Annotated in this window: 26 protein-coding genes; 10 read left to right on the forward strand and 16 right to left on the reverse strand. The window is 51.6% G+C overall.

Annotation, left to right across the window (positions count from 1 at the left end; all coding sequences use genetic code 11):
- Window positions 1-49: 49 nt before the first annotated feature.
- From ACO0LL_RS16690 to ACO0LL_RS16700, 3 genes are all read right to left on the reverse strand, one after another.
- Window positions 50-1609, reverse strand: coding sequence for a putative ABC transporter permease subunit (locus tag ACO0LL_RS16690; protein ID WP_422951976.1), 1560 nt, complete (start codon window positions 1607-1609; stop codon window positions 50-52).
- Window positions 1609-2343, reverse strand: a complete 735-nt coding sequence (locus ACO0LL_RS16695; protein WP_422951977.1) for an ABC transporter ATP-binding protein — start codon at window positions 2341-2343, stop codon at window positions 1609-1611. Before ACO0LL_RS16695 ends, ACO0LL_RS16690 begins: the two co-directional genes overlap by 1 nt.
- 140 nt (window positions 2344-2483) lie before the next feature.
- Window positions 2484-2996, reverse strand: a complete 513-nt coding sequence (locus ACO0LL_RS16700) for a DUF1269 domain-containing protein (RefSeq protein WP_422951978.1) — start codon at window positions 2994-2996, stop codon at window positions 2484-2486.
- Between the two features lie 457 nt (window positions 2997-3453).
- Between ACO0LL_RS16700 and ACO0LL_RS16705 the strand changes: the two genes are divergently transcribed.
- Window positions 3454-4206 carry a substrate-binding periplasmic protein gene (locus tag ACO0LL_RS16705; protein ID WP_422951979.1) on the forward strand — a complete coding sequence of 251 codons (753 nt, stop codon included), beginning with the start codon at window positions 3454-3456 and terminating at the stop codon, window positions 4204-4206.
- Between the two features lie 65 nt (window positions 4207-4271).
- Here ACO0LL_RS16705 and ACO0LL_RS16710 read toward each other — a convergent pair whose 3' ends face one another.
- On the reverse strand, window positions 4272-4664 hold the full coding sequence (locus tag ACO0LL_RS16710) for a VOC family protein (protein ID WP_422951980.1): 393 nt from the start codon (window positions 4662-4664) through the stop codon (window positions 4272-4274).
- Between the two features lie 76 nt (window positions 4665-4740).
- Window positions 4741-6888 carry a S9 family peptidase gene (locus ACO0LL_RS16715; protein ID WP_422951981.1) on the reverse strand — a complete coding sequence of 716 codons (2148 nt, stop codon included), beginning with the start codon at window positions 6886-6888 and terminating at the stop codon, window positions 4741-4743.
- A 264-nt stretch (window positions 6889-7152) separates the two neighbouring features.
- On the opposite strand from ACO0LL_RS16715, the gene gshA reads away from it, so the two are divergent.
- Window positions 7153-8793: a glutamate--cysteine ligase gene (gene gshA, locus ACO0LL_RS16720; protein WP_422951982.1), complete on the forward strand. Its 1641-nt coding sequence runs from the start codon at window positions 7153-7155 to the stop codon at window positions 8791-8793.
- Between the two features lie 90 nt (window positions 8794-8883).
- On the opposite strand, the gene ACO0LL_RS16725 is transcribed toward gshA, so the two are convergent.
- The 7 genes from ACO0LL_RS16725 to ACO0LL_RS16755 form a co-directional block, all read right to left on the reverse strand.
- Window positions 8884-9108: a hypothetical protein gene (locus ACO0LL_RS16725; protein WP_422951983.1), complete on the reverse strand. Its 225-nt coding sequence runs from the start codon at window positions 9106-9108 to the stop codon at window positions 8884-8886.
- Window positions 9109-9272: 164 nt separating this feature from the next.
- Entirely contained in the window at window positions 9273-10064 is a 792-nt protein-coding gene (locus ACO0LL_RS16730; protein ID WP_162061251.1) for a TIGR00266 family protein, read from the reverse strand.
- Between the two features lie 138 nt (window positions 10065-10202).
- Complete coding sequence (locus ACO0LL_RS16735) at window positions 10203-10751, reverse strand: cysteine hydrolase family protein (RefSeq protein WP_422951984.1); 549 nt, start codon at window positions 10749-10751, stop codon at window positions 10203-10205.
- 7 nt (window positions 10752-10758) lie between these two features.
- The gene (locus ACO0LL_RS16740) at window positions 10759-11496 is read right to left on the reverse strand and encodes a metallophosphoesterase family protein (RefSeq protein WP_422951985.1); all 738 of its coding nucleotides are present in this window, start codon (window positions 11494-11496) and stop codon (window positions 10759-10761) included.
- Window positions 11497-11527: 31 nt separating this feature from the next.
- Complete coding sequence (locus ACO0LL_RS16745) at window positions 11528-12055, reverse strand: GNAT family N-acetyltransferase (RefSeq protein WP_422951986.1); 528 nt, start codon at window positions 12053-12055, stop codon at window positions 11528-11530.
- A gap of 35 nt (window positions 12056-12090) precedes the next feature.
- The gene (locus ACO0LL_RS16750) at window positions 12091-12648 is read right to left on the reverse strand and encodes a helix-turn-helix domain-containing protein (RefSeq protein ID WP_422951987.1); all 558 of its coding nucleotides are present in this window, start codon (window positions 12646-12648) and stop codon (window positions 12091-12093) included.
- Between the two features lie 77 nt (window positions 12649-12725).
- On the reverse strand, window positions 12726-13901 hold the full coding sequence (locus ACO0LL_RS16755) for an aminotransferase class V-fold PLP-dependent enzyme (protein WP_422951988.1): 1176 nt from the start codon (window positions 13899-13901) through the stop codon (window positions 12726-12728).
- Window positions 13902-14032: 131 nt separating this feature from the next.
- Here ACO0LL_RS16755 and ACO0LL_RS16760 point away from each other — a divergent pair, with 131 nt between their 5' ends.
- The 3 genes from ACO0LL_RS16760 to ACO0LL_RS16770 all read left to right on the forward strand — a co-directional run bounded on the left by ACO0LL_RS16760 (window position 14033) and on the right by ACO0LL_RS16770 (window position 17340).
- Window positions 14033-15421, forward strand: a complete 1389-nt coding sequence (locus ACO0LL_RS16760; protein WP_422951989.1) for an ankyrin repeat domain-containing protein — start codon at window positions 14033-14035, stop codon at window positions 15419-15421.
- Between the two features lie 123 nt (window positions 15422-15544).
- Entirely contained in the window at window positions 15545-16555 is a 1011-nt protein-coding gene (locus ACO0LL_RS16765; protein WP_422951990.1) for a M14 family zinc carboxypeptidase, read from the forward strand.
- A complete protein-coding gene (locus ACO0LL_RS16770; RefSeq protein ID WP_422951991.1) occupies window positions 16552-17340 on the forward strand; it encodes an alpha/beta fold hydrolase in 789 nt (262 codons plus the stop codon). Before ACO0LL_RS16765 ends, ACO0LL_RS16770 begins: the two co-directional genes overlap by 4 nt.
- Here the strand turns inward: ACO0LL_RS16770 and ACO0LL_RS16775 are convergent.
- Window positions 17303-18217 carry a LysR family transcriptional regulator gene (locus ACO0LL_RS16775; protein ID WP_422951992.1) on the reverse strand — a complete coding sequence of 305 codons (915 nt, stop codon included), beginning with the start codon at window positions 18215-18217 and terminating at the stop codon, window positions 17303-17305. The genes ACO0LL_RS16770 and ACO0LL_RS16775 overlap by 38 nt on opposite strands.
- Before the next feature lie 128 nt (window positions 18218-18345).
- Here ACO0LL_RS16775 and gstA point away from each other — a divergent pair, with 128 nt between their 5' ends.
- From gstA to ACO0LL_RS16800, 5 genes are all read left to right on the forward strand, one after another.
- On the forward strand, window positions 18346-18951 hold the full coding sequence (gstA, locus tag ACO0LL_RS16780) for a glutathione transferase GstA (RefSeq protein WP_422951993.1): 606 nt from the start codon (window positions 18346-18348) through the stop codon (window positions 18949-18951).
- Window positions 18952-19049: 98 nt separating this feature from the next.
- Window positions 19050-19427 carry a nuclear transport factor 2 family protein gene (locus ACO0LL_RS16785; RefSeq protein ID WP_422951994.1) on the forward strand — a complete coding sequence of 126 codons (378 nt, stop codon included), beginning with the start codon at window positions 19050-19052 and terminating at the stop codon, window positions 19425-19427.
- A gap of 756 nt (window positions 19428-20183) precedes the next feature.
- A complete protein-coding gene (gene egtD, locus ACO0LL_RS16790; protein ID WP_422951995.1) occupies window positions 20184-21161 on the forward strand; it encodes an L-histidine N(alpha)-methyltransferase in 978 nt (325 codons plus the stop codon).
- Complete coding sequence (gene egtB / locus ACO0LL_RS16795; protein WP_422951996.1) at window positions 21124-22392, forward strand: ergothioneine biosynthesis protein EgtB; 1269 nt, start codon at window positions 21124-21126, stop codon at window positions 22390-22392. The genes egtD and egtB overlap by 38 nt, the downstream gene beginning before the upstream one ends.
- A gap of 4 nt (window positions 22393-22396) precedes the next feature.
- Window positions 22397-22687 (forward strand): DUF427 domain-containing protein, encoded by a 291-nt coding sequence (locus tag ACO0LL_RS16800; protein WP_422951997.1) that lies wholly within the window; start codon window positions 22397-22399, stop codon window positions 22685-22687.
- Between the two features lie 51 nt (window positions 22688-22738).
- On the opposite strand, the gene ACO0LL_RS16805 is transcribed toward ACO0LL_RS16800, so the two are convergent.
- The 3 genes from ACO0LL_RS16805 to ACO0LL_RS16815 all read right to left on the reverse strand — a co-directional run bounded on the left by ACO0LL_RS16805 (window position 22739) and on the right by ACO0LL_RS16815 (window position 25206).
- Entirely contained in the window at window positions 22739-23653 is a 915-nt protein-coding gene (locus ACO0LL_RS16805) for a hydroxymethylglutaryl-CoA lyase (RefSeq protein ID WP_422951998.1), read from the reverse strand.
- Window positions 23654-23761: 108 nt separating this feature from the next.
- On the reverse strand, window positions 23762-24661 hold the full coding sequence (locus ACO0LL_RS16810; RefSeq protein ID WP_422951999.1) for a fatty acid desaturase family protein: 900 nt from the start codon (window positions 24659-24661) through the stop codon (window positions 23762-23764).
- A gap of 14 nt (window positions 24662-24675) precedes the next feature.
- Window positions 24676-25206, reverse strand: a complete 531-nt coding sequence (locus ACO0LL_RS16815; protein WP_422952000.1) for a hypothetical protein — start codon at window positions 25204-25206, stop codon at window positions 24676-24678.
- Window positions 25207-25397: the final 191 nt, after the last annotated feature.

Here is a 25397-nt window from a genome sequence, read left to right on the forward strand (position 1 = left end):
AAAACACAAAAAAAAGACCAATAATAGGCTGATGATAATAGACTAATGATTAAAGATTTCGTTCAATACGGCTAAACCAGGCGACACCCAGGGCAAGTGTAGCAACGGCAATAGGTGCAAACACCCAGATGCCATATTGCATCCCAACAAAGATGCAGGCAGCCCAGGAAAAACTGGTGGCAGCCTCAAGCAGATTTGCCATCAATTGCGTCTGCCCGCGCTTGTTGAACTGGGCGCGGCTGGCCGGTTTGGATTGCCACAGATGGATCAGCGCCGAACTCAGCATCGCTGCCAGGGTGCAGGCGATGACGGCCAGGCCCAGTAAAAATTGTTGCATCAGCAACCACAGCAGTGCAGGTAAAATCAGTATCAATATAGGCAAAACTGCCGCCAGCAATTTGCTGCTGAGGATGAAACTGCCTTTGACTGGCGCTGCCTGCAACAGGTCAGGCGCATCTTCCGCAGCGATGATGATCCAGATCAGTGAACCGGCCAGCGATGCAGCCAGGAACACCAGGCCGGATGCGGCACCTGGTAATAGCGCTTTGGATTTGAAAATCAAAAAGAACAAGGGAGCGATATACAGTAATTGCAGCAAGACCTGGGAAATCAGGTTAGGGTCGCGTGCTATCAGACGCCACTCCTTGAGTATGATGGTACTGCGCAGGCTGCGGCCAAAGTGGGTGGCATGCCCTGCCCTACCCTGCTCCCGCCCCTGAGGGACAGCTTTGCGGACTTGTCCAACTGCCTGTTGCACGCCAGTGATAAAAAACTTGTGGGTGGACTGTGCTGTCAGCCAGTAGATCAGGGCACTGAAAAGCAGGAAACCCGCTATGGCACCTGGTGAACCAAAGAAGGCCTTTGCGGGTGTCCACACGATGCTGTCTGCATCCAGCATACCACCGGGCTGGAACCAGGGCATGATATGTTGAAGCATGCCTTCACGCATGTCCTTGCCCAGATTGCCGAATAACTGAGTGATGATAAACATGCCTGCACCAGTCAGGGCACCAAGGATTTGTGCCACCGTCTTGGTCTTGCGTACCCCCAGGCTCTTGACCAGCGCCAAGGTCAGCAACATCGACAGAGCTGCGGCCAGTACAGCCATGGCAAACAAGGCAGGATAAATACCCAGCCAGCGCCATTGACCCAAGATCAATCCTGTATTCGCCACTGGCGTCAGCAAGGCAAAGAACCAGATGCCTACAGAAAAGATAATGCCGGTCAGCCTGACCTTGAATATGGTCTGTGATGACAGCGGCGACGACAACAGCAAATCCAGATCGCCACGCTCGAACAATGCCCGCACGCTGCGCGTCAAACCCAGCGACAGCATGAAACTGAAAATCACCAGCATGGCGAGACCTGCGCCAATCAGCATGGGTGCTGGCAGCGCATCTTGCAAGACTGGCATCTTGCGCATGAGCAGCCAGACACCAAAGTGGGCAGACAGATACATGAACCCCAGGAAGCAAATACTAAATGCAGCCATGCCACGCGCCGCCTTGCGGCCAGGCTTGTTCTCGCCCATATCGTAGTAAGCCAGACGACACTCGTGCGCCAGCAACCAGGCGGCACTGCCTGGTTTGAATTGCAAAACACGCGCCATTATGCGGGCTCCGTCAATTGCAGGAAAACCTCTTCCAGAGTACCCGCAGTCTGGCTGGTCTGGTTGCGCAATTCTTCCAGCGTGCCTTCCGCAATGAGCTTGCCGTTTTGTATGATGCCTATGCGTTCTGCCAGGCGCTCGGCCACGTCGAGAATATGGGTGGTCAGGATAACCGTGCCACCCTGTTTGACATGGTTCAACAAGACATCCTTGACCTGTCTGGCAGCGGCAGCGTCCAGACCCGTTAGTGGTTCATCAAGGATGATCAGTTCAGGCTGATGTATCAGGGCACCGGCCAGCGCCAGCTTTTGCTTCATGCCGCGCGAGAAACCTTCGGTCAGCTCGTCTGCATGCTTCAACAAATCCAGCCATTCCAGCAATTCACGCGCCTTGGGTTCAGCGACTTCTGCCGGGACACCCCACAGGCCAGCGACAAATTCCAGATACTCAAATGGCTTGAGCTTGTTGTACAGCATGGGGTCGTCAGGCAGGTAAGCGAGCTTGCTCTTGGCCAGTGCTGGGTCGGCAGCCAGTTCCTGCCCCAGTATATGGATGCTGCCAAAATCGGGAGAGATCAACCCTGCCACCATGCGCAATGTCGTGGTCTTGCCCGCACCATTGGGCCCCAGCAAGGCATATAACTCACCACGACGCACGGTGAGGTTCAGGTTCTCTACGGCTGGGCGGCCAAAGTTCTTGCACAGCTGGTGCAACTCAAGGGCATTCACTGTCATGTTCGGCAATGTTGTATAAAAACCAGTCATTGTATGCCGAATTGGCGCTTATGCAAGCGGGTCGTTTTGGAGGAACAAAGATGCCGCACCCTGCTCACAAAGGACAGAGTGCGCGCATGCAGAAAGCAATCAATTAACTGTTAACTGAACACCGGCACATGCGGATCAACACCACCAAAGCGGATTTCAGGGTGGCGATTACTGACCAGCTGCTGGATTTCTGCTATCCGCTTGAAGGGCACATCCACCATCAGCAAGACTTTGCCGCTGTCTATGTCATCCATGAAAGGCTGGAGACTGGAACTGGGTATGGACTTGGCCGCCTTGCCAGATGCCCAGGAGCCAAACAGCGAACCACCTATCGCAGAGACCAGTACCGCCAGTATGCGCATTTCTATGCCTTCGGGCGGAAAGATCAGCCACAGTCCACCCGCCAGCAAGCCTGCGATACCGCCGATGAGCATGCCAACTTCAGCACCATGTATGAGGTCCGTTTTCTGGAAAGAATTAGCTTCCGGCATATCGGCTGGCAGCATGCCTTCCCTGGCGCAAAAATGCATGTGTCGCTCATCTATGCGTGCAAGTAAAAGTTCATCGAGCATGGCCCTGGCGCTGGCCAGATCAGGCAACATGAAATACAGTCTGCGTCTCATGACTATCTCCATTAAGGTAAGAAAGCACTGAGGCAGTTGCGAGAATATCGCGGTGACCACCATGGTCAGGGGACAAGACAGCAAGCATCGTATGCTCTGCCTGGTTAATTGCAAGATCAGTTGGCCTGTCGTTGAAGCTTGCCTGGCCATCTTGGTTTTACAATAATCTCCAGCAGAAAAAAACGACAGGATGTGCAACTGCCTTAATCATTGTTATAGACAATTCCAGGCAAAATACAAATGGCAAATTACTCTCGTTCTGGACACTTATTTGGCAGAAAAAAACAGCCTACGTGATAAAAATTCGCTTGACCTGACCGGCCATAGCCTGAATACTGGAATTTCTCTGGGAACATGATTTTTACTCAGACTTGCAAGCTTGGTAAAACGACCAAAAAATGGCTACATCAAGCTATATTGGACTACATTTTGGCTACATTTGCAGTATGGGACTAAGATGAGAAAATTCATTTTCCTGCTTGCTTTACTATTCAACCTGCCCGGTCAGGCGCAGCCCGCTGCCGACGGGCAAATCAAATGGGTCTCTGCCGAACTTCCCCCTTATCTATGGTTGCAGAAAAATGCTCCGCAAGGCTATGTGCATGAATTAATTACGGCCATGTCAGCCCAACTGGGGCGCAAACCCGATCTGAGTGTTTATCCCTGGGCCAGAGCAGTCAAGATGACCAAAGACGGCCAGACTTATGGGGTTTTCCCCCTGGACAGAACGGCAGAGCGGGAAACCAGCTTCAAGTGGCTGATCCACCTGACCTCGACACCCAACCGGTTTTTTGGCAAACGTACGATGACCGCTGGCAGTATCAATATTGAAATTGCCTCACTGGAGCAATTGCGCGGTTTGCGGGTAGGTATCATACGTGGCTCTTCACTTGAACAAGAATTACATGCGCAAAATTTTCGGAATATTCGCTTTGAAAAAGATTATCAAAGCCTGCTGAAGTTATTGCAACTGGGCGGGCTCGATGCGATTTATTCAGGTTATCCGGTGATGGTCTCTGCGATAGAAGAATTTGGTTATCGTCTTGAAGACTTTAACACCGGGCTGACCATGGGTGGTGCCGAGCTGTATATGGCAAGTTCTTTAGGCGTCAGCGAAGAAGAAGAACGTGCCTGGCGCAGGGCTTATGAAAACTTGCAAAAAGATGGCACGGTACAGAAACTGCAAAAGAAATATTTTTCATGGGAATAAAAATCCCGCTGACGAGCTTCGGCTCATTATCAAGCGGGATTTTCTCATCATCGGTTTGAATGATACTAGCCGCCCATAGGCGTGCACAATTCCACCAGGCTGCCATCAGGGCAACGCAAATAAGATACTACCTGGCCCCAGGGTTTTTCAGCCGGGGCAGACAATTCCTTGGCACCCGCAGCAATCGCCTGCGCATGAGCAGCAGCTACATTGGCGGTGGTAAACGCGACTTCCATTCCCAATGGCTTTTCTGAACTGTGTGCAGCTACATGACCACAGGAATAATTCATATCGCCCATGGCATGCGCAGCAAAAGCCAGCGTCGTAGCACCGGTATCAAGCTCGCCGTACATGCCTGATTCATGCAGGAAACGGGTAGCAAATCCAAAGGCTTTTTCAAAGAAGGCCAGCGATGCGGCAACGTCAGGGACATAGATAATGGTGTAAGCGAAGTTCATGCCTCATTCCTTATATTTTCAACAGACTGAAGCTGGTCTCATCATGCAGGATGAGACCAGATTAATGACAAACCAATTATTCTTTAATACCCCATTGCGACAGCATCCAGGCCATATTGAATGCATTTTCGCGCAGGGCATCGTAACGACCTGATGCACCACCATGCCCTGCTGCCATATTGGTTTTCAACAGCAGCGGATTTTTATCGGTTTTAAAATCACGCAGTTTGGCCACGTATTTGGCTGGTTCCCAATACATGACCTGGCTGTCATTCAAACCTGTGGTCACGAGCATGGCTGGATAAGCCTTGCGCGCGATATTGTCATACGGTGAATAGCTGCGCATATAGTCGTAGGCCGGTTTTTCATTCGGGTTACCCCATTCCAGGTATTCACCTGTGGTCAAGGGCAGGCTGGCATCCATCATGGTGTTCATGACATCGACAAAAGGCACGGCAGCATGCACGGCATGGAACAAGTCAGGACGCATGTTGACAACTGCCCCCATCAGCAAACCACCGGCACTGCCGCCTTGGATGATCAGCCTGTCTGCACTGGTCCATTTCTGTTTGATGAGGTAGTCAGCACTGTCGATGAAATCATAGAAAGTGTTTTTCTTTTTCATCAGCATGCCATCTTCATGCCAGTGCTCACCCATGTCACGGCCACCGCGTATATGTGCCTGCACATAGATGACGCCACGGTCCAGCAGGCTAAGGCGGCTGGAGGTAAAGGTCGCTTCGGTGGAATAACCATAGCTGCCATACGAGTACAACAGCAAAGGTGCAGAACCATCGAGTTTCACACCCTTTTTATACACCGCCCACAAGGGTACCTTGACACCATCCCTGGCCGTCATCCACAGGCGGCGGCTCTCATATTTGCTGGCATCATAGCCGCCGACGACTTCCTGCTGCTTGAGTACATAGCGCTGACCTGTCGCCATATCCACATCCAGCGTGGTCACTGGCGTTACCGGTGACTGATACGACATGCGGAAGCGGGTGGCAGAAAACTCGGGAGTACCTGCGCCGGTGGCGAGATACACAGGGTCATCAAACTTTACTGTCTTCCATTGCTTGTTGTTGAAGTCATAGATACGGACGCGATTCAGAGCCTGGGTCTTTTCAGTGACAACCATATAATCCTTGAACAGGTCGGCACCAAAGACCAGTACCTCAGGATCATGCTTGACCACTTCCTGCCAGTGCTTGCTGTCCGGTGTTGCCAGTGGTGCACGCACAACGCGGAAGTTCTTGGCATCCTTGTTGGTAACGATATACAAATCGCCATTGCGGTGTTCCAGAAGATAGCGATGACCTTTCTCACGACCGAGCACGCTGTGGAATTTTTCTTGCGGTTTATCTGCCGCCAGCAGCATGACTTCACTGGTATCGGTAGCGTGGATATTGACGACGATGAACTTCCTGTCGCGGGTGGTGCTCACCTGCAGGTCAAACTGCTCAACGGCTTCGTGCATAACTTCTACTGGCGGCTTGCCTATCTCCATGCGGAACAGGCGGTCAGAGCGTTTGGTGGTGGCATCTTCCTGCACATAGAACAGGGTCTTGTTGTCAGCGGCCCAGGCCATTGAGGTTATACGCGGTTGACTGTCGCTGAGTATTTGCCCGGTGCGCAGATTCTTGATTTGCAACTGGTACTGGCGATAACCCACCGTGTCTGTCGTATAAGCCAGCAATTGCTCATCCGGGCTGATGGAGCTGCCACCAACGGCAAAGAACTTTTGTCCCTTGGCCATTTCATTCTGATCGAGCAGGATTTCTTCTGCGGCCTTGTCGTCATAGGCCATGTCAGAGCCTGCACGACGGCGGCAATACAGCTGATATTGCTTGCCCGCCTCGGTACGCGAGTAATAATAGTAATTGCCACGGCGCACAGGTACGGACAAATCCACCTCTTTCATCCTGCCCTTGATTTCTGCATACAGTTTTTCCGACAGGGGTTTGATGTCTGCAGTCAGTGCTTCGGTATAGGCATTTTCTGCATTCAGGTAAGCAATGACCTCAGGATTTTCTTTTTTCTGCAGCCAGCGATAATCGTCAGTGACGACCTCGCCATGTCGGGTTTCCTGCCATTTGATCTTTGCTGCCACGGGTGGCACGGGAGAAGAACCTGGTGTGGGCTCAGCAGCCAGCACCAGACCGGAAGTTGCCAGACCAAGTACACTGGCTGACATGAGTACAGACATCTTTTTGATAGACACTTCAACTCCTGTATGAAATTAATTAGAGCATTCTAAAGCGATGCCAACAAAACAAGGAAATTTTTCTTTCATTGCTGCATTGCGGGATTGATTGGACTTCATTGACCTTGAAACCGGCTGGTCATGAGACTGTTATAAACTAAAAAAGTTTTCATATTTGAAATTTGAGCGCTGTCGTATGCCATTTTCATTTTTCGGCTATGCTTGCTCGATATTTTTTGCAAATCTGATTGCAAAGACAACAAAATCTTGAAGGAAGACACCGTGAGCACTCTGTTAAACCGACGCCTGGCGCTACTAGATAGTGATGCAAACCGTCCTTTGCTTGCTGGTGGCCTGCGTGGCATAGAAAGAGAAACCCTGCGCGTGCATGCGGATGGCAAACTGGCTTTGACACCACACTCACCGGCACTGGGTTCGGCCTTGACCAATCCACAGATCACGACCGATTATTCTGAATCCCTGCTGGAGTTCATCACCCCGGCGGAGCCAGACATCGCCACCGCGCTGGACGAACTCGACAATATCCACCGCTTTGCCTATACCGTCATGGGCAATGAAATGCTGTGGCATCAATCCATGCCTTGCAGCCTGCCGGAAGAAAAAGACATCCCTATCGCCTGGTATGGCAATTCGCATATAGGCATGATCAAGCACGTCTATCGCCGCGGCCTGGCGCTGCGTTATGGCAAGAGCATGCAATGCATCGCTGGCATCCATTACAACTATTCGCTGACTGAAGATTTATGGAAAGTCTTGCAGCAGGCCGAACATAGCAGCGGCAGTGCCATGCATGTGCAGTCTGAAAGTTATATCGCCCTGATACGCAATTTCCATCGTTATAGCTGGTTGCTGATGTATCTGTTTGGCGCTTCACCTGCGCTATCGACACCTTTCCTGCGTGGCCGCCCGCATCAACTGGAAACTTTATCGGACGATACCCTGTACCTGCCATATGCGACCAGCCTGCGCATGAGTGACCTGGGTTATCAGAACAATGCCCAGTCCGGCCTGGTGCCGCCATATAACACCTTGCTGGAATACATGCGCAGCCTGTCGCTGGCAGTGCGCCAGCCCTACCCTGAGTATGAAAAGATAGGCACGCGGCAAAACGGTGAATGGGTACAGATCAATACCAATGTGCTGCAGATAGAAAACGAGTTTTATGCAACGATACGGCCAAAACGCGTCATCAAAACCGGCGAGCGCCCGGTAGAGGCGCTGTGCGCACGTGGAGTGCAATACATAGAAGTACGCTGCATGGACGTCAATCCCTTCGACCCGCTCGGCATCAGCCTTGAGACTTCACGTTTCCTCGATGCCTTCCTGTTGTTCTGTGCGCTGGAAGAAAGCCCTTTGACCAATCAGGTTGAAGGCGATGAAAATGTCGAGAATTTTGCGCTGACCGTCAAACAAGGCCGCCGCCCTGGCCTGATGTTGTCGCGCCATGGCGAACCCATTTCATTGCAAGACTGGGGCAAGGAATTACTGGAACGTATTGCCCCGGTAGCAGCCCTGCTTGATGCCCAGCGTGGCGACACCTGTCACGCGCAGGCAATGCAGGTACAAACTGAAAAACTGCAGCACCCTGAACTGACACCATCAGCCAAGGTACTGGATGCGATACGCGCCGCAAATAATTCTTTCACCGAGTTCGCCCTGCAGCAAAGCACGCGCCTCGCAAATGAATTCCGCGCTCGCCCGCCTGCACCTGAGCAACTTGCCTTGTATACCAAAATGGCAGAAAAATCATTGGCGGAACAGGCAGAGATGGAAAGCACGCAAAGCGGCAGCTTTGATGAGTTTATTTCGCATTACGGCTCGCGCACTTCCAGTGAAATATGCTGCGAATCTTTTAATGAAGCATCCTTGCTGCAAAATATCGAAACGCAAGCTGCAAATTAATTCCAGCTTCTTTTTCTACTGATTTCTACTCATTTCTCCTCTATTATCAGGGGCTGTTGCGCACCTTGCCGGCTGCCACCAGCCCCTGCCTCATTTCTTTTCCGTCCCCTTGTTGCGCAAGTCTTCGCGCTGCTTTTCATATTGCTCGTAACTCGTCTTGTTTTGTTGCAGGCAAGTCTTGCGCTCGTTCCAGTCCTGCAGTTTTTCACATTGACGCTGGTTGGAGTCTTGCCCCAGGTCATAGACAACGGCACAGCCTGTCATAGCCAGCTGGCTGGAAAGTACTAAGGACAGAACGAGTATTTTTTTAAACATGGCAACCTGGGTAAATTTGTTAAATCAAAGTAGTAATCTGCTATAAGCAGGAAGATAGACAGGAGTAAGCCGAATTTAGTTCCTGCAAAGATTGCTTATCGAGCCGCAAAAATAAAAAGCCCGCTTATGCAGAGCACAAGCGGGCTGGTCTCATAAAAATTGGTTTAATCTTTTTCAAACAAATTGCCAAGACCACCAAGTACCGAGCCTTGCTCACCGCCCTGGCTGCCACCAATTTTTGATGCGCCGACGATGCGGTTAGCCAGACGTGCCAGAGGCAGGGATTGCAGCCAGACTTTGCCAGGGCCGCGCAGGTGGGCAAAGAATATGCCTTCACCGCCGAACAAGGCTGTTTTAACGCCGCCGACAAACTTGATGTCGAAATCCACTTCTTGGGTAAACGCCACAACGCAGCCGCTATCGACGCGCAGGGTCTGGCCGGGATGCAGGGTCTTTTCTATGATGGCGCCACCGGCGTGCACAAATGCCAGGCCATCACCTTCAAGCTTTTGCAGGATAAAACCTTCGCCACCAAAGAAACCGGCACCTAGACGTTTTTGAAAGGCGATGCCCAGTGACACGCCTTTGGCAGCACAAAGGAAGGCATCTTTTTGGCACAGCAGCGTACCACCGAGCTGATCCAGATGCATGGGAATGATCTTGCCAGGATAAGCCGCGCCAAAGGCAACTTTTCTCTTGCCAACACCACCGTTCATGAAGACCGTGGTGAACAGGGATTCACCTGTTACGAGGCGTTTGCCAGCGCCCAGCAATTTGCCAAAGATGCCAGTCTGACCGGCAGAACCATCACCGAAGATGGTTTCCATCTGTATGTCGTCTTCCATGTAGAACATGGTGCCGGCTTCACCAATGGCGGCTTCGCCTGGGTCAAGTTCAACTTCGACGAATTGCATATCGTCGCCAAAAATTTCGTAATCTATGACATCCATCGCCATGGTAGTTCCCATACAGTAAATTAATCCGCAGACCCATGCGGCAGTGCGGGCATTTTATGAAATTTTTGGGTTTTGGGGTAGGTGGTGGCAGCGGTAATATTCGTTGCAAATTACCGCAGCGCATGTCTGACTGTGTCTTTAGTCCAGCAAGACTGCCGTATTGAGCACAGTCGCATACTCACCTTGCAGATTGCTCAGCGCATTGATGTGCACTTCTTCTGCCGTCTGTGGTTTGCCATTAAAATCCAGTCTGTCAAAACTGAAGCAGGCATCAGCCACTACCATAGTGTTGAAACCCAGGTTACCAGCACTGCGGGCTGTTGCCTCGACTGAATTATTGGTGCTGACACCGACGATGACCAAGTCTTTGATCGCACGCACATGCAGCCAGCGTTCCAGACCGGTATTGACGAAGGCATCCGTCACATTCTTCTCGACTACATGTTCACTGGTCAGCGGCAGTAAATTTTCTTGAAACTCATTACCTGGCTGCCCCGGCCAGAATAATGAACCTGGCGTGCGCGACATGTGCCTGACAAATACCACTGGCCTGCCAGCTACACGCCAGGCCAGCAGCAACTGACGAATATTTTCTTCAGCGCCGGGGTTATTTCTAGGGCCAGCTTCTGGTGTAGCCATGCCACGCTGCATGTCGATGATGATGAGTGCCGTGTTTTGATTTTTCATAAGTATTTTAGTGACTGACTTGATTCACGTAACCGCTTTGCAAGGCACTGACCCAGTCTTCACGCCCACGCAAGGCTGCAAGTTCTGCCATGTGCTGCCAGGTATAAGGGACATTGATCAGGCTGGCTGTCCAGCCATGCGGCATCTTTTCCAGGATGGCATAACGCGCATCGGGTGAACCTGACTCTATCCTGTGCGGGTAAGGGTAATCATATTCATAAGCAGGGTGACCAACACTGCCAGGATTGACGATGAGTTGCCCTGCCGCCGTACGTACACTGCGGGCGACATGGCTATGGCCACAGGCGATGACAGTGGAGGCCTGCTGTCCAAGCCTGTCTTCAATTTCTTGCGCAGTGGCATTCCTGTCTGCTACCTGCAGCAAGGTCGTGGTGTCGCTGGCTGGCGTGCCATGACAGAGCAAGACTTCTGCATTGAGTTGCAGCACTGGTTTCAAACCAGCCATCCATGCTTTTTGTTCTGCCGTGGTTTGCTGGTGCGCATACTTATCGCCAGAGCGTGAGCGCTCGTTCAGCTCCAGTATCTGGCGTTCATGATTGCCTGCCAGATGTATCCAGCCAGTTTGCGCCATCAAGAAATCTGCAGTCTCCTTTGGCAGCAAGGGGCCAGACAGGCTGTCGCCCAGATTGACGACCTGATCAACAGCACGCAAACGCAGATCAGCGGTCACTGCTTCAAGTGCGGCCAGATTACCGTGTATATCTGAAATCACTGCGATGCGCATTTGGTTTACTCCACTCTATCTGCTGAATCTGCTATATCTGTTTGTGAAAGAAAGTCGTCCCGCAAAATTCGCCATCCGGCATCAGGGCATAATTGGGTACCACGCCCACTTTCTGCCAACCTGCACGTTCATACAGGCGTTCGGCATCGCCACCTGTGACGGTATCAAGCACCAGCACAGACTTGCCTGCGGTTTTGGCAGCTTGCTCAACTGCCGCCATGAGTGCCTGTGCAATGCCCTTGCGACGCGCCCTCCTGTGTACCAGCATCTTGGCGACATCGGCGCGGTGCGGCTGGTTGTCTGGCATGGCGGTGATCAATTGTACCGTGCCCAGGATATCGCCGCTGTCATCGCTGGCAACCAGCAAGACCCGCTCCTTGCGCGCCACGCCTTCAGCCACGCCCTGCCAGAATTGCAGCGCACGTTCGCGCGGCAAAGGCCACATGAAACTGACGGATGCGCCACCGGCTACACAGTCCGTCAAGACATCGGTCAATGCAGCTACATTTGCCTGCGCTGCTGCGGCATCGAGAATCTGGATGTGGACTTGCTCAGACATGATTTACTCCATGAGTTGAAAACTGAAAGAGACTGCTACTTACACAGTGCAACGAGATAACGTGCCACGATTTTTCCAGGATTATGGAAAGTAATCGGCTTATCCAGCGCCATGGAAAGACAATCGCCGGTCTGCAAGTCCCAGACCTGCTCCCCAACGGAGAGACGCATCTGGCCCGCCAGTATCCAGACTTGCTGCTGTATATCGACATCACGGTGGAAACTGTCATAGCGCACGGTTTGCCCCGCCGGGAATTCAACTTCGACCAGTTGCAGGGGTGAAGGCAGGCCGGGAGACAGGTTGCGGCGCATGTAGCCAGAAGCGGGATCAGTCCAGCATACCTGCTCGGCCAGACGCGAGACTGGCAAAGCCGCGGCAGCAGGCGTGCTGTCTTCAAACAGAGACGCCAGAGTCACCCCCAGGCCCACCGCCAGTTTGTCTAGCGCGGCTGCGGTGGGGCTGCTCTCGCCTCTTTCTATGAGCGAAATATTCGAACGGCTGACGCCGCTGCGCTTGGCCAGCGCATCCAGCGACAGCTTTTGCTGATCGCGCAAGTCACGCACCCTGCGGGCAATAATCGTATTGATATCCATTATTTCCATTATATAGGATAATTAAATCCTGTAAACTGGAAATTATTTTATTGCCTTTGTGCTTACATCCCGCGCGATCAGGCTTGCGTCAGTTGTTTAATCGCTGCCACCAGCTTGTCGAGGTCTTCCAGGCTGGTATATAAATGCGGCGTCACCCTGACGATGTCATGCCCATCCAGATCGCGCGTGACGGTAAATATCTTATGCTCGCGCATGAGGTAATCAACAATCGCATGACCAGAATTGCCAGCGATACCAAAACCGGCAATCGCGCACGAGCGTTGTGGATCGGTAGGGGTCATGATGCGCACATCGGGCAAACCACGCACCTGATTGACCCAATATTGCGTCAGGTAGCGCAGGCGCGCTTCCTTGTTGGCGGAACCTATGGATGCATGAAACTGCAGCGCATCGACCACCGTCAGGATATTTGCTGGCGGCACCGTACCGACTTGCGTGAATTTGAAAATCTCATTGTCGGCAAATTTGGCATTGCCAAACAGCGGCGCAATATCCGCGACCCGGTTCTTGCGTATATACAGCATGCCCACGCCCAGCGGCACACCCAGCCATTTGTGCAAATTCACGGCGACAAAGTCAGCCCCCAGCTCGGTCATGCGGTAGTTCAGATGAGCAAAGGAATGCGCCGCATCAACCATGACATCAACACCGTGACGTTTCGCCATGACAGTGATTTTGGCAACTGGCATGATCTGCCCTGTCCTGTGCACGATATGAGTGACGAGAATGAGTTTGGTCCTGGGTGTAATCGCCTGCTCATACTGGGCGACGATTTCTTCATCACTGACAGGGTCGAAAGGTAATTGCAAATGCCGCAGTTGTATCTGTTTGCGCTGTTCCAACATCAGCAGGGTATCGATGACGAGATCGTAATCATGGGTAGCGAGGATGACTTCATCCCCCGCATGCAAGGGATAACCTTGCAACAGAATATTCATGCCCTCGATCAGATTGCGGGTCAGTACCAGCTCGCCCTCATCCACGCCACAAAAATCCTTGAGCGCCTGCATGACTTGCACAAACATCGGCGCATAACGCACCCGCAAGAAATACGAAGTCTCGGCATTCACCTGCGCCTGATAACGCTGGAAAGCTTCAAACACAGGCCGCGCCTGTACACCGAAATAGCCGTTTTCGAGATTGATGAAATCGGGTGAGACTGTGTACTGATCACGTATGCCTGACCAGTAGGTTTCATCATCTGCCGCGATGTGTTGCAAATTATTAGACAAAACAAACTCCTGTTTTAAATTAACCTAGATTAAGCGTGTGTTAATCTGTTTTCAAATGTCCTGCTTTCATTTCAGCATGCGTCTCTATAAGAGATATGCACGAAGATGAAAAGTTCCTTTGAATAGATAAAATGAATACACCAAATTTGTTACAAACCGTTTATAAAAATGGTACTGAACTATACGACGAAGTAAGGCAGATGATAGCCCAAGGTGCAGATATTGATCACATCACTGAGTATGGAGAGTCTGCACTCAGAGTCGCGTCCAACAATGGTCGCTTTGACATAGTCAAATTACTGCTGGATGCAGGTGCAGCAGAATACCAGCTTGAGTGGACAGATGTGATGCATGAAGTAGTGTTTGGGACGAATGCAAGCATTAGACAAAAAATCTCAGAAACTGGAAACCTGGAGACAGTAGATTTTTGGTCGCGTACGCCATTTTTGATGGCAGTGCAACTTGGTGATGATCAGAAAGTTTTATTACTACTGGAACTAGGCGCAAACAAAAACGCAGTTGGTCGTTGCAGTGCAAGCGCCATGCAATATGCCATCAAGAATAATCATGTAGCAATGCTGCAATTCTTGCTCAATACTGGATTTGACATTGAAGCCCGCGATGAATTTCTGAACACACCTCTTATCAGCGCCGCCTCACTTGGGCAACTGGATTGTGTCCGCTTTCTTATTGAGCATGGTGCTGATATCTACACGGAAAATCATATTCCCGAACGCGCTATAGAAGTAGCAAGCAATATGGATGTCATCAAACTCCTGGTCAACATGGGAGAAGATATCAACGACATCAGCGCAGAAATGCACGCGCAATTACTGGGAATAGCCTACAAGGAAAACCCGCAGGTAAGTAAAACAGACTATCTTGCAGCAAGATATAGGGAATTCGGTACAGGAAATGCGGTCAAGACCAATAAGCCGTTTTGGCTGGCGATGATACGCTCGGGCGCGTCTGCATGGCGTGCAAGTGAAACGTTTCATGATGATGGAAGTCACGATGACAACATCATCTGGTGCTATGAACGCTATGGCCGGACAACTAGCATTTTGCCAGATGGCCGCATCATAGAAATTGGTGGTGAGCACGAAGACTTTTATGACCCTGATTTCTGTATCTATAACGATGTCACTGTGTTTGAAAAGAGCGGTGACATCAATATCTATAGCTATGCCAGAGAAATTTTTCCGCCCACGGATTTTCATACAGCGACCCTGGTTGATGATGCGATTTTCATCATCGGCAGATTAGGCTATCAGGATGCGAGAATTGCTGGTCACACAGCCGTCTATAAACTGGATACGAAGTCACTAAAAATCAGCCCGTTTGATACCCAGGGCGATGACCCAGGTTTTATCAGCCGTCACAAGGCACGACTCAAAAATGACAAGATTTTTGTGTCCGGCGGCAAGCAGATTGTCATCATAGATGGTAAAGAAGACTATATAGCCAATACCAAAAATTATCAGCTATGCCTGAAAACTGCTGTTTGGTCGGTTATATAAATCTATTTTAAAAATCTGTCATCTGTTGGTCATAATTGATCAATTCTCGGTAAAAGCTGCGTGTTTCTTGCATTCTGCTTATAGCTCCTCTAGCATGGCGTGGTTAACTTTTAAGCACGCGCCATGTCTGCCCTGCCTGAACTGAATGAATTGGAACGTATTATCGCCCTGGGTCGTGGACAGCTGGAGGTCGATGTCTTGTGCGAGGTCGCGGTCAAGAGCAGGCAATTTCCGGTGTATAAACTGGCGCTCGGCAACCCTGATCCCAGTCTGCCTGCCATCGGTTTTTTTGGTGGCATACACGGGCTGGAACGCATAGGCACGCAAGTCTTGCTGACTTTCCTGCGCGGCTTGCTGACGCGCTTGTCGTGGGACAAGAGTTTGCAGCACATGTTGCAGGATGTGCGTCTGGTGTTCATGCCGCTGATCAATCCGGGTGGCATGTGGCAGGCGACGCGCTGCAATCCCAGCGGTGTCGATCTGATGCGCAATGCGCCGGTCGAAGCGCAGGACAAGGTGCCGTTCCTGCTCGGTGGACATCGTTACAGCCCGCGCCTGCCATGGTATCGCGGTGCTGCCGGCGCAGAGATGGAGGCAGAGAACCTGGCGCTGTGCCGCACCGTGCAACAGGAATTGCTGGCCCGCCCTTTCAGCATGGCGATAGATTGCCATTCAGGCTTTGGCTTGCGTGACCGCGTCTGGTTCCCGCATGCGCACAGTGTGCATCCCATAGACCATCTGGCTGACATCCTGGCGCTGGAAGAATTATTTGAGCAGACCCACCCGAATCATTCCTACCTGTTTGAACCGCAAAGCCTGCAATACCGCACCCATGGCGATATCTGGGATTACCTCTACCTGCAGGCGCAACAGGACAGCAGCAAAACCTTTTTGCCACTGACGCTGGAAATGGGATCGTGGCTATGGGTCAAGAAAAACCCTCGCCAGTTATTTTCGCGGCATGGCATGTTCAACCCGGTAGCGCAACACAGATTGAGCCGGGTTTTACGACGGCATAATTCCTGGCTGGATTTTCTGATGCGGGCAACCTGCGGCCATGCGCAATGGCTGGCACAGGGCCCTACCCGCCTGCGCTTGCAGGAGCGGGCTGTCGCACGCTGGTATAGACCATGACGACCTGGGTGCTATTGCGCGGTCTCATGCGCGAGAGCAGGCACTGGGGAGATTTTCCTGCACGCTTCCAGCAAACTGTTGGGGCGGAGCGCGTGCTATGCCTGGACTTCCCTGGCAACGGTCAATTACATGCTGAGCACAGCCTGACCACGGTAGCCGCAATGGCAGAGCATTGCCACCGGCAATTGCAGGTGCATGGGATAGCAGAGCCCGTGCAGGTATTGGCCGTGTCACTGGGTGCCATGGTGGCGCTAGCCTGGGCAGACCGGTATCCCGATGATTTGCAACGCGTGGTGCTGATCAACACCAGCGTGGCACCGCATAATCCCTTTTACCATAGACTGAGACCAGCAAATTATCCGGCATTGATTGCAACCATGTTATTTGGCTCAAGCGAGCAGCGCGAACGCTTGATCTTGCGCATCACCAGCAATCTGCAAACTGCAGAACAGGCCAAAGCAATCATCAAGCGCTGGACTGCATATGCACAGGAAAAACCTATTAGCGTCGGCAATATCCTGCGGCAATTACTGGCCGCCATGCGTTTTCGTGCACCACCATATTCGGGTAATGTTCCGTTGCTCTTGCTCGCAGGTAAACAGGACAAACTCGTCAATGCAGCTTGCTCAAGCAAACTCGCAGGCTTATGGCATTGCCCTCTGCACATGCATCCCACGGCAGGCCATGACTTGCCACTCGATGATGCGGACTGGGTCATACAACAAGTTGTGAACTGGCAGGTGGATGTCAATTTTGCGCCAGTTCTGCCACCAGAAAATCAATGAACACCCTGACGCGCAAGGGCAGGTGACGGTCACGCGGGTAGAGCAAGGAAAATGGCCGGGTGCGCCCTTTGAATTCTTGCAGCACCTCGACCATGCGGCCCATACGCAAATCATCTTCGACCATGAAGCGGGAAGCCTGCAACAGGCCAGCGCCATTTTTTGCGAGGGTGATGATGCCCAGCAAATCTTCTGAACAGGTCAGGCCACCTTTGGTCGGCCAATCGACATCCACGCCATCGCGCCTGAATATCCAGACGATGTTTTGTCCTGCACTGGGCAAGACAAATTGCAGGCATTCATGCCTGTCCAGGTCTTCCAGTCTGGTCGGCACGCCAAAACGCTGTAGATATTCTGGCGTGGCACAGACGACAATTTCAGTGTCTTCCAGACGGCGCGCAATCATGCCTGAATCCGGCGGGTTGCGGCCACGTATGACCAGGTCAAAGCCATCGGCGGTCAGATCAACATTGCGGTTGCTGAGTTGCAAATCGAGTTTGACCAGCGGGTACATCTGGCGGAATTTTGCCAACAGGGGCAATACCCGGTAATGCCCATAAGGCGTGGGCATGCTGATGCGCACCAGGCCAGCCGGTTGCATTTGCTGACCGGACACCTCACGCTCAGCCTCTACCAACTGGTTCAGCGCCTGCCGGCATTGAACGAAGTAGGCACGCCCAGCCTCGGTCAGCCGCAATTGCCGCGTGGTGCGCACAAACAGGCGCACACCTATGCGCTCTTCCAGTCGGGCTATAGAACGGCTGACCGCTGCTGGCGTCAAGCCGGCCGCATTGGCCGCATCCTTGAAGCTTTCCAGCTCTGCCGCCAGGCAAAACAATTCTATGCTGCCCAGCAATACATCTGCAAAATGTCGATTCACATTACACCATGTAATTTATAAAGTAACTTTCGCCTAGTTTATCAACTATTTCGTTTGGCATAGTATGCCGTCACGCCCTGCTCATCGTGACAGCGCAATCAGTCAACCTTTATCGAAAGCCCAAACCCATGAAACTCTATTTCTCCCCCGGTGCCTGCTCTTTGTCCCCACACATCATCCTGCGTGAAGCTGGCCTGGATTTCACTTTGCAAAAAGTCGATACCTATGTTCACAAAACTGCCGATGGAGTGGATTTCTACACCATCAATCCCAAAGGCCAGGTGCCCACGGTAGAACTTGATAATGGCGAGATACTGACTGAAGGTTCCATCATTGCCCAGTACATCGCTGAAAGCGCAGAAAACCGCGATTTGCTGCCAGCATCTGGCTTGCCACGTTACCGCGTGCTTGAATGGCAAAACTACATCAGCTCAGAATTGCACAAGTCCTTCGCACCACTGTTTGATGCGGACATGCCCGCGGAAGGCAAGACGCGAGTCGCAGAACTTTTGCGCAAAAAATTCGCCTGGGTCAACAGCCGTCTCGAAGGCCGCACTTACCTGACCGGTGACACCTTCACCGTCGCCGACGCTTATCTGTTCACCGTCAGCGGCTGGAGCAAACATGTGAACCTTGATATCAGTGACTTTACCCACCTGCAAAAATTTCTCGCCAGCGTCAAGGCCAGGCCGCATGTACAAGCTGCGCTGAAAGCAGAAGGTTTGCCTGCCTGAATCTGAAACGAAAGCCGCTTTGGCAAAAAATCCCGAAACGGCAGACAATACGGTAGCTCATGGATGACGCTACCGTATTCACATTTATAAAGGCAACAATGGAAACTGCATACCCCGACATTATCGCCATGCTGAATCGCTACTTCGATGGTCTGTACCACAGCGACACCAGCATACTCGCCCAGGTATTCCACCCCGAAGCCCATTACTACTGCGCCACCGAAGGACACCTACTGCACCTGGACATGCAGCAATACTTCCCCGCCGTCGACAAACGCCCCGCCCCCGCCAGCAAAAACGAAACCCGCCGCGACCGCATCATCTCCCTGGAAATCGCCGGCCCCGTCACCGCCTTCGCCCGCGTCGAATGCGCAATTGCCAACAAGTTTTTTACTGATTTTTTAACGCTGGTGAAACTGGATGGCAGGTGGCAGATTGTGAGTAAGGTGTTTCATTTTGAGTTGATGGATGCCTGAATAAAATCAATTGATTTTCAAAAATATGGACTCAGGTCGTATTGACGTTGCTTTTGACGTTGCTTTTGACCTTGATGTTGTTTTTGACCTTAGCAGTTCCCATGTGTCGACGCCGTTTGTGCAGTACAGAAAATGGAAAGAGAAGGACCGCTGTTTGAGCGTAGCGAGTTTCGGGCCTTCCCATTTTTTGTACTGCACAAACGGGAACCCCCTTTAGGGGGCGGCGACGCCTGGGTCGCCTTCTTTTGCTTACTTTTCTTGGCGAAAGCAAGAAAAGTGAGTAGCTGCCGGTCTACCACCGGCCTGCAATCTTAAATGACGATACATGTATTTGAAAAGCAAAGACTTGCGCAATACGAATCAAACATTAGACGCTACAACAGTATACGACGAACGCCGCTGGATTCCAGCTAACCCCATGCTGGAATGACGTTAATAAAGTTCTTGGTAATTGAAAGCATCCAACTAGGTTAGTGCTTGGAAAAAATTGGCGTGGGATGCCTGTCTAGTGAACTCCTTCAATAACTCAAAGAAATCACGTTATTGAGATTACCCCACTTTGTAGGAAAACCACCCGAGAAAACACCGTCCCAAGATTTTTCAAACAATAAGTTGTACACTGTGCCACACCAGAGTCCACAACCAGACTCACAGGCAAGCTCCGCATAAAGACGGGCTGAAAGCAAGGCCGTATTGAGTATCAAGCACAGACCAAAACCTGTTGGTCTGCCGATTGAATTTCTTAGCCCCAAAACCATGCCCGAATCCAATAGCCTGGCTAACACGGCCAACAACGTCACCACTGCGCGCACCACCGCACCCCATATTATCCGCGAGCTGGAAAATGGCCTGCTGGCCGATGCCGCCCATACCTCACCCAAGTATTTTTATGATGCGGTAGGCTCGGTCCTGTTTGAAGCGATTTGCGTGTTGCCGGAATATTATCCCACCCGCACTGAAGCAGAAATTTTTACCCAGCACATGGGCGACATGGCGCGGGTCATTGGTCTGGGTGGCAGCCTGATTGATCTGGGCGCGGGTAATTGCGCCAAGGCAGCGCGGCTGTTCCCGGTATTGCACCCTGACCAGTACGTCCCCATTGATATTTCTGTCCATCATTTGCAAGATGCGGTACGCCGCTTGCAGCAGCGCTTCCCGCATATAGAGATGACGGCACTGGGGCTGGATCTGGCACAGGACTGGAAACTGCCAGCAGAAGTAAGACGCGACAAGCGGCTGTTCTTTTACCCTGGTTCATCCATAGGTAATTTTGAACCGGAAGAAGCACTGGCATTTCTGTGCCATTTGCGTGCGGCGTGTGACAATGATGCGGGTATACTCATCGGCGTAGATCTGATCAAGGACAAAGCCTTGCTGGATGCGGCGTATGCTGACAGCCTGGGTGTTACCTCGGCCTTTAACCTGAATTTGTTACGTCACATCAATCATTTGCTGCATTCTGATTTTGATGTCAATCAATGGCAGCATGAGGCTTTTTTCAATACAGAAAAATCCCGCATAGAAATGCATTTGCGCGCCAGGGAAAATATCCAGGTCACCTGGCCGGGTGGGCAAAGAAATTTTATCAAGGGTGAACACATACACACGGAAAACAGCTATAAATACAGCATACAGGGCTTTAATGCCTTGCTGGCCGATGCTGGTTTTTCCCATAGCTGTCACTGGACGGACAAAAATGAATGGTTCGCCGTTATCCATGCCAAAGCTGCTTGATCACCTCACAGAGCTTGGGCAAAACCTGCAGCAGGCAGGCATAGTTGAACGCTGGCAAGCAATCCGCCTGCGCTCAGTCGCGATCGCTGCGCCTCTTTCTGCCGAAGACTGCATGGCGCAATCCATGCCCGATGCCAGCCCCATCAAATGGCATCTGGCGCATACGACATGGTTTTTCGAAACCTTTATCCTTGAGCAGTTTGAAGACGATTTCCAGGCTTTTCACACTGATTTCAGAGTACTGTTCAATTCCTATTACAACGGTGTCGGTGACAAACACCCGCGTGCGCAACGTGGCTTGCTGACACGTCCATCGCTGGACACCGTGCTGGCCTACAGGCGCAATGTCGATGAACGCATATTGCAATGCCAGGACAAGCTCAGCGATGCCCGCTTTGCATCCCTGCTGGAACTGGGCATGCAACATGAACAGCAACATCAGGAACTGATGCTGACTGACATCAAGCATCTGCTGTCATGCAATCCTTTATTCCCGGCTTTGTATCCCGCAGCAGACATGCGCAAACCCATGCCCGCCTCCAACACCCTGAGCTGGCAAGACTATGATGCCTGCCTGTGTGAAATTGGCCACGAGGGCAAGGGCTTTTCCTTTGATAATGAAGGGCCGCGCCACCGCCAATTCCTTGAGCCTTTCCAGCTCGCAACGCGTTTGATCAGCAATGCTGAATACCTGGAATTCATAGAAGATGGTGGCTACCAGAATTCCGCCCTGTGGCTGTCTGAAGGCTGGGACTGGATACAACAGCAAGACCTGCGTCACCCGTTGTACTGGCGCTATGATTTCCAGCAAGGCTGGCAAGAATTTGGCCTGCATGGCTTGCTGCCGCTGAATCCGCAGCAGGCGCTTGGACATATCTCGTATTTTGAAGCCAGTGCCTTTGCGACCTGGGCAGGGGCGCGCCTGCCTACCGAAGCTGAATGGGAATATGCAGCACAGCAGCATGAACTTGAAGGCCAACTGAGCCAGTTGTTTGGTCATGGCTGGCAATGGACCAGCAGCAGTTACAGCCCCTACCCCGGCTTTGTCCCGGCAGCAGGTGCAGTGGGTGAATACAATGGCAAATTCATGGTCAACCAGTATGTCTTGCGCGGTTCTTCTGCCTTTACCCCGGCAGGCCACAGCCGCGCCAGTTACCGCAATTTTTTCCCGGCAACAGCACGCTGGCAGTTGACCGGCCTGCGCCTGGCACGATCACTTATTGAGGAATAGTTTTATGCCTACCGCAAAATGGAAAGATACTGTCATCGCCCAGGCCAGCGATGGCGAGATTGTGAAGCTCGAAGGCAATATCTATTTCCCTAAAAATAGCGTCAATCCCGAACACTTGCGCGATAGTGACAAACACACGGTCTGCCCATGGAAGGGCACAGCCAGCTATTACGATGTTGTCGTCAACGGTGAAGTCAATGCAGATGCTGCCTGGTATTACCCTGAACCCAAGGATGCGGCTAAAGAAATAAACGGTTTCATTGCCTTCTGGCGCGGGGTAGAAGTTTCTGCCTGAACATGGCCTCATGCAAGCATCAACTTGCTTGCATGATATATGACACTGATTTTAGCCAAGACGTTTCGCCGCCAAAGCATTACCAGCACGGCTGACTGCCTTGCGCCCCAGATGGGCAGAAATGAATTGCCCTCCATCCACCACGGCATTCAAATCTATGCCAGTTTGTATGCCCAGACCCTGCATGAGGAAGAGTACGTCTTCTGTCGATACATTGCCGGTTGCACCTTTGGCATATGGGCAACCACCAAGGCCAGCAACGGATGAATGGAAGATGGAAATACCGACTTCCAGACTCGCATAGATATTCGCCAGCGCCTGACCATAGGTATCGTGGAAATGGCCGGACAAAGCCTCAACAGGAAAGTCCTGCGATACTCTTTGCATGACGTTTTGCACTTGCCGCGCTGTGCCTACACCTATGGTGTCAGCGATGTCGATTTCATCGCAACCGAGATCACGCAAACGCTGTACCACATCAGAGACACTATCAATGGCGACTTCACCCTGATAAGGGCAACCGAAGGCGCAAGAGATACTGCCGCGCAAGCGTATCTTGTTTGCTTTTGCGGCTTCAGCCACTTCGCGGAAACGCTCTATTGATTCAGCAATCGAGCAATTGATGTTTTTTTGTGCAAAGGCTTCCGAGGCTGAACTGAAAATCACTACTTCATCGGCACCGGCTGCCAGTGCAGCTTCAAAGCCTTTCATATTCGGCGTCAGCACAGAATAGATGACACCAGGCTTGCGCGTAATGCCTGCCATGACCTCTGCCGAGGTCGCCATTTGCGGCACCCATTTGGGCGAGACAAAAGAGGCGGCCTCTATGTTCACAAAGCCAGCCGCAGTCAGGCGGTTCACCAGCTCTATCTTGACGTCGGCGGGTATGCTTTCTTTTTCATTTTGCAAGCCGTCACGCGGTCCTACTTCGACAATTTTGACTTGCTTGGGCAGTGATGCATTCATGTTGTTTTTCCTAGGGCGCCAGTAAAGGCAGGCAATAACATCATTTTACCCCCAAGCTGGCTAAAGCCTGAACCTCCCCCGTATTTCTACTTGTGCCAAAAGACCAATTCAAACCACATGCAATACGGCAACACCCAACTTGTCGAAATATGGGTCCAGCCTGTCTGCCAATTGCGGCAAGTTATAGCTGGGCACTTGCGGGTACAGATGGTGTTCAAGATGATAAGAAAGATTGAACAGCAAGGCCGGTATGATCTTGCCACGCAAGCTCCTGGCTTGCCCCAGTATGCAGTTGTCAGGCTTGAAGTGCGGCAACCAGGCCGTAGTGACCGGATACAGGCAAGAACCTATGTACATGAATACGCAATAAGTCAGCGGCGCAGCAGTCCAGGGCAAAACAAGTATGGCAATCACAATTCCGAGGATGGCAGCACACAGTTCGGCCAGCATCCAGCGCCTTTGTACCGGGCTTTTGGCGAGCCGGTAAGCATGCAGCCAATGACGGGCCAGATAGGTAGGCCCGGCTTTCAGCGCGCCCAGCAAACTCAGGTGTGCAGGGCTACCTTCAAAATCATCATGCTCCAGGCAATGACTATGGTGGTGCAGATGCGCTTGGCGGAAGGCATGACCACTCTCCAGCAACAGGATACTCATGGCAAACAAGACCCATTCTGTGCTGCGCGGCTTGAAACCGGCAGCGCCATGCAAGACATCATGGGTAAAAGTCACCGAGACCAGGAAATGCAAGATGAAAACCAGCGGCAGCAAAAGGTAATACTGCATGGAAAAAACCATGGCATAGACAGCCAGGGTAAGCAGTGGCAGCACTGGCCAGATCATGCTTTGTAATTTGCTGGCATTTAACAAATCAAGGCCCAGGCTGCTCAGATTCGGCAAGCCAGCTTCGCGCCGGTTCAGCGTGCTTACAGCAGTATGTTGGCGGGATGCGACTGCGCTATGGCGAACGACAGGAAATACCGCATCAGTCAGGGTAGCACTATGGTTCATGTTCCTACTCCTGATCAGGGACGCAGTAAGTTGGCAAAGAAAAAGAACAGGTAGATGCACACGACCAGGCCAGCATCGAGATACTTGATACCCCAGCGCTGAAAAGCAAAGTTCATCGCTCTGTACAAATGCTGTATGAAAGAAACCGGCATTCTCAATAGTGGATAAAACAACAGTAATGCCAGCCATCTGGCGCCAGGAATGAACAGTAGTGGAAACACAGAAAGAGCCTGGACGATGCGGTAACCAGTCAGCAGGAATTCATTGCGCGGGCTCAGTAAATACCGGCGAAAACCCATCACATGCATGGAAAACGCAAATTTTTGCCGCTTGACTTTGGGTAAACCAAACAAGATCAGCGATAAAATCCCATGCGCGAGCAAGAGACCAAAATCCACCAACAAGGCATAAGCAAGGTTTGATCTGATAAAAAATTGCAACACAGGTGTGACGAGCATGGACCAGGCCAGGAGGCGGTTGAACCTGAGCCAGTTGGCCTTTGACAGCAAATTGAAATGGGAGAAGCTTGATGTAGTTGAGGCCATGATTTTTCCTGCTGCGCTTGATTGCTTACGGCTTTTTCGGTTGGCAGGTATAAAAACTGCCTGTCTCCTTATTCGCAAACTGCGTGCCAGTCAAAGATTTTTCATAAGCCCTTGTTTCTTAAGAAAATTTAATTTATGCCTCAGTAAAACTGTAAGCTTGCTATATAGTTGACTGAAATTTGCTATCAAGA

The organism is Undibacterium sp. TC4M20W, assembly GCF_049340245.1.
Classification (GTDB): domain Bacteria; phylum Pseudomonadota; class Gammaproteobacteria; order Burkholderiales; family Burkholderiaceae_D; genus Undibacterium.

Bases quoted from the DNA above. Each gene is read 5' to 3' on its own strand.
- ACO0LL_RS16735 (WP_422951984.1), bottom strand. From the start codon at position 10,751: ATGAAAAATCAAAACACGGCACTCATCATCATCGACATGCAGCGTGGC.
- ACO0LL_RS16695 (WP_422951977.1), bottom strand. From the start codon at position 2,343: ATGACAGTGAATGCCCTTGAGTTGCACCAGCTGTGCAAGAACTTTGGC.
- ACO0LL_RS16745 (WP_422951986.1), bottom strand. From the start codon at position 12,055: ATGTCTGAGCAAGTCCACATCCAGATTCTCGATGCCGCAGCAGCGCAG.
- ACO0LL_RS16760 (WP_422951989.1), top strand. From the start codon at position 14,033: ATGAATACACCAAATTTGTTACAAACCGTTTATAAAAATGGTACTGAA.
- ACO0LL_RS16785 (WP_422951994.1), top strand. From the start codon at position 19,050: ATGGAAACTGCATACCCCGACATTATCGCCATGCTGAATCGCTACTTC.
- ACO0LL_RS16815 (WP_422952000.1), bottom strand. From the start codon at position 25,206: ATGGCCTCAACTACATCAAGCTTCTCCCATTTCAATTTGCTGTCAAAG.
- ACO0LL_RS16740 (WP_422951985.1), bottom strand. From the start codon at position 11,496: ATGCGCATCGCAGTGATTTCAGATATACACGGTAATCTGGCCGCACTT.
- ACO0LL_RS16700 (WP_422951978.1), bottom strand. From the start codon at position 2,996: ATGAGACGCAGACTGTATTTCATGTTGCCTGATCTGGCCAGCGCCAGG.
- gstA (WP_422951993.1), top strand. From the start codon at position 18,346: ATGAAACTCTATTTCTCCCCCGGTGCCTGCTCTTTGTCCCCACACATC.
- ACO0LL_RS16810 (WP_422951999.1), bottom strand. From the start codon at position 24,661: ATGAACCATAGTGCTACCCTGACTGATGCGGTATTTCCTGTCGTTCGC.
- ACO0LL_RS16765 (WP_422951990.1), top strand. From the start codon at position 15,545: ATGTCTGCCCTGCCTGAACTGAATGAATTGGAACGTATTATCGCCCTG.
- ACO0LL_RS16750 (WP_422951987.1), bottom strand. From the start codon at position 12,648: ATGGATATCAATACGATTATTGCCCGCAGGGTGCGTGACTTGCGCGAT.
- ACO0LL_RS16770 (WP_422951991.1), top strand. From the start codon at position 16,552: ATGACGACCTGGGTGCTATTGCGCGGTCTCATGCGCGAGAGCAGGCAC.
- ACO0LL_RS16730 (WP_162061251.1), bottom strand. From the start codon at position 10,064: ATGGCGATGGATGTCATAGATTACGAAATTTTTGGCGACGATATGCAA.
- egtD (WP_422951995.1), top strand. From the start codon at position 20,184: ATGCCCGAATCCAATAGCCTGGCTAACACGGCCAACAACGTCACCACT.
- ACO0LL_RS16710 (WP_422951980.1), bottom strand. From the start codon at position 4,664: ATGAACTTCGCTTACACCATTATCTATGTCCCTGACGTTGCCGCATCG.
- ACO0LL_RS16705 (WP_422951979.1), top strand. From the start codon at position 3,454: ATGAGAAAATTCATTTTCCTGCTTGCTTTACTATTCAACCTGCCCGGT.
- ACO0LL_RS16800 (WP_422951997.1), top strand. From the start codon at position 22,397: ATGCCTACCGCAAAATGGAAAGATACTGTCATCGCCCAGGCCAGCGAT.
- ACO0LL_RS16690 (WP_422951976.1), bottom strand. From the start codon at position 1,609: ATGGCGCGTGTTTTGCAATTCAAACCAGGCAGTGCCGCCTGGTTGCTG.
- ACO0LL_RS16805 (WP_422951998.1), bottom strand. From the start codon at position 23,653: ATGAATGCATCACTGCCCAAGCAAGTCAAAATTGTCGAAGTAGGACCG.
- egtB (WP_422951996.1), top strand. From the start codon at position 21,124: ATGAATGGTTCGCCGTTATCCATGCCAAAGCTGCTTGATCACCTCACA.
- ACO0LL_RS16725 (WP_422951983.1), bottom strand. From the start codon at position 9,108: ATGTTTAAAAAAATACTCGTTCTGTCCTTAGTACTTTCCAGCCAGCTG.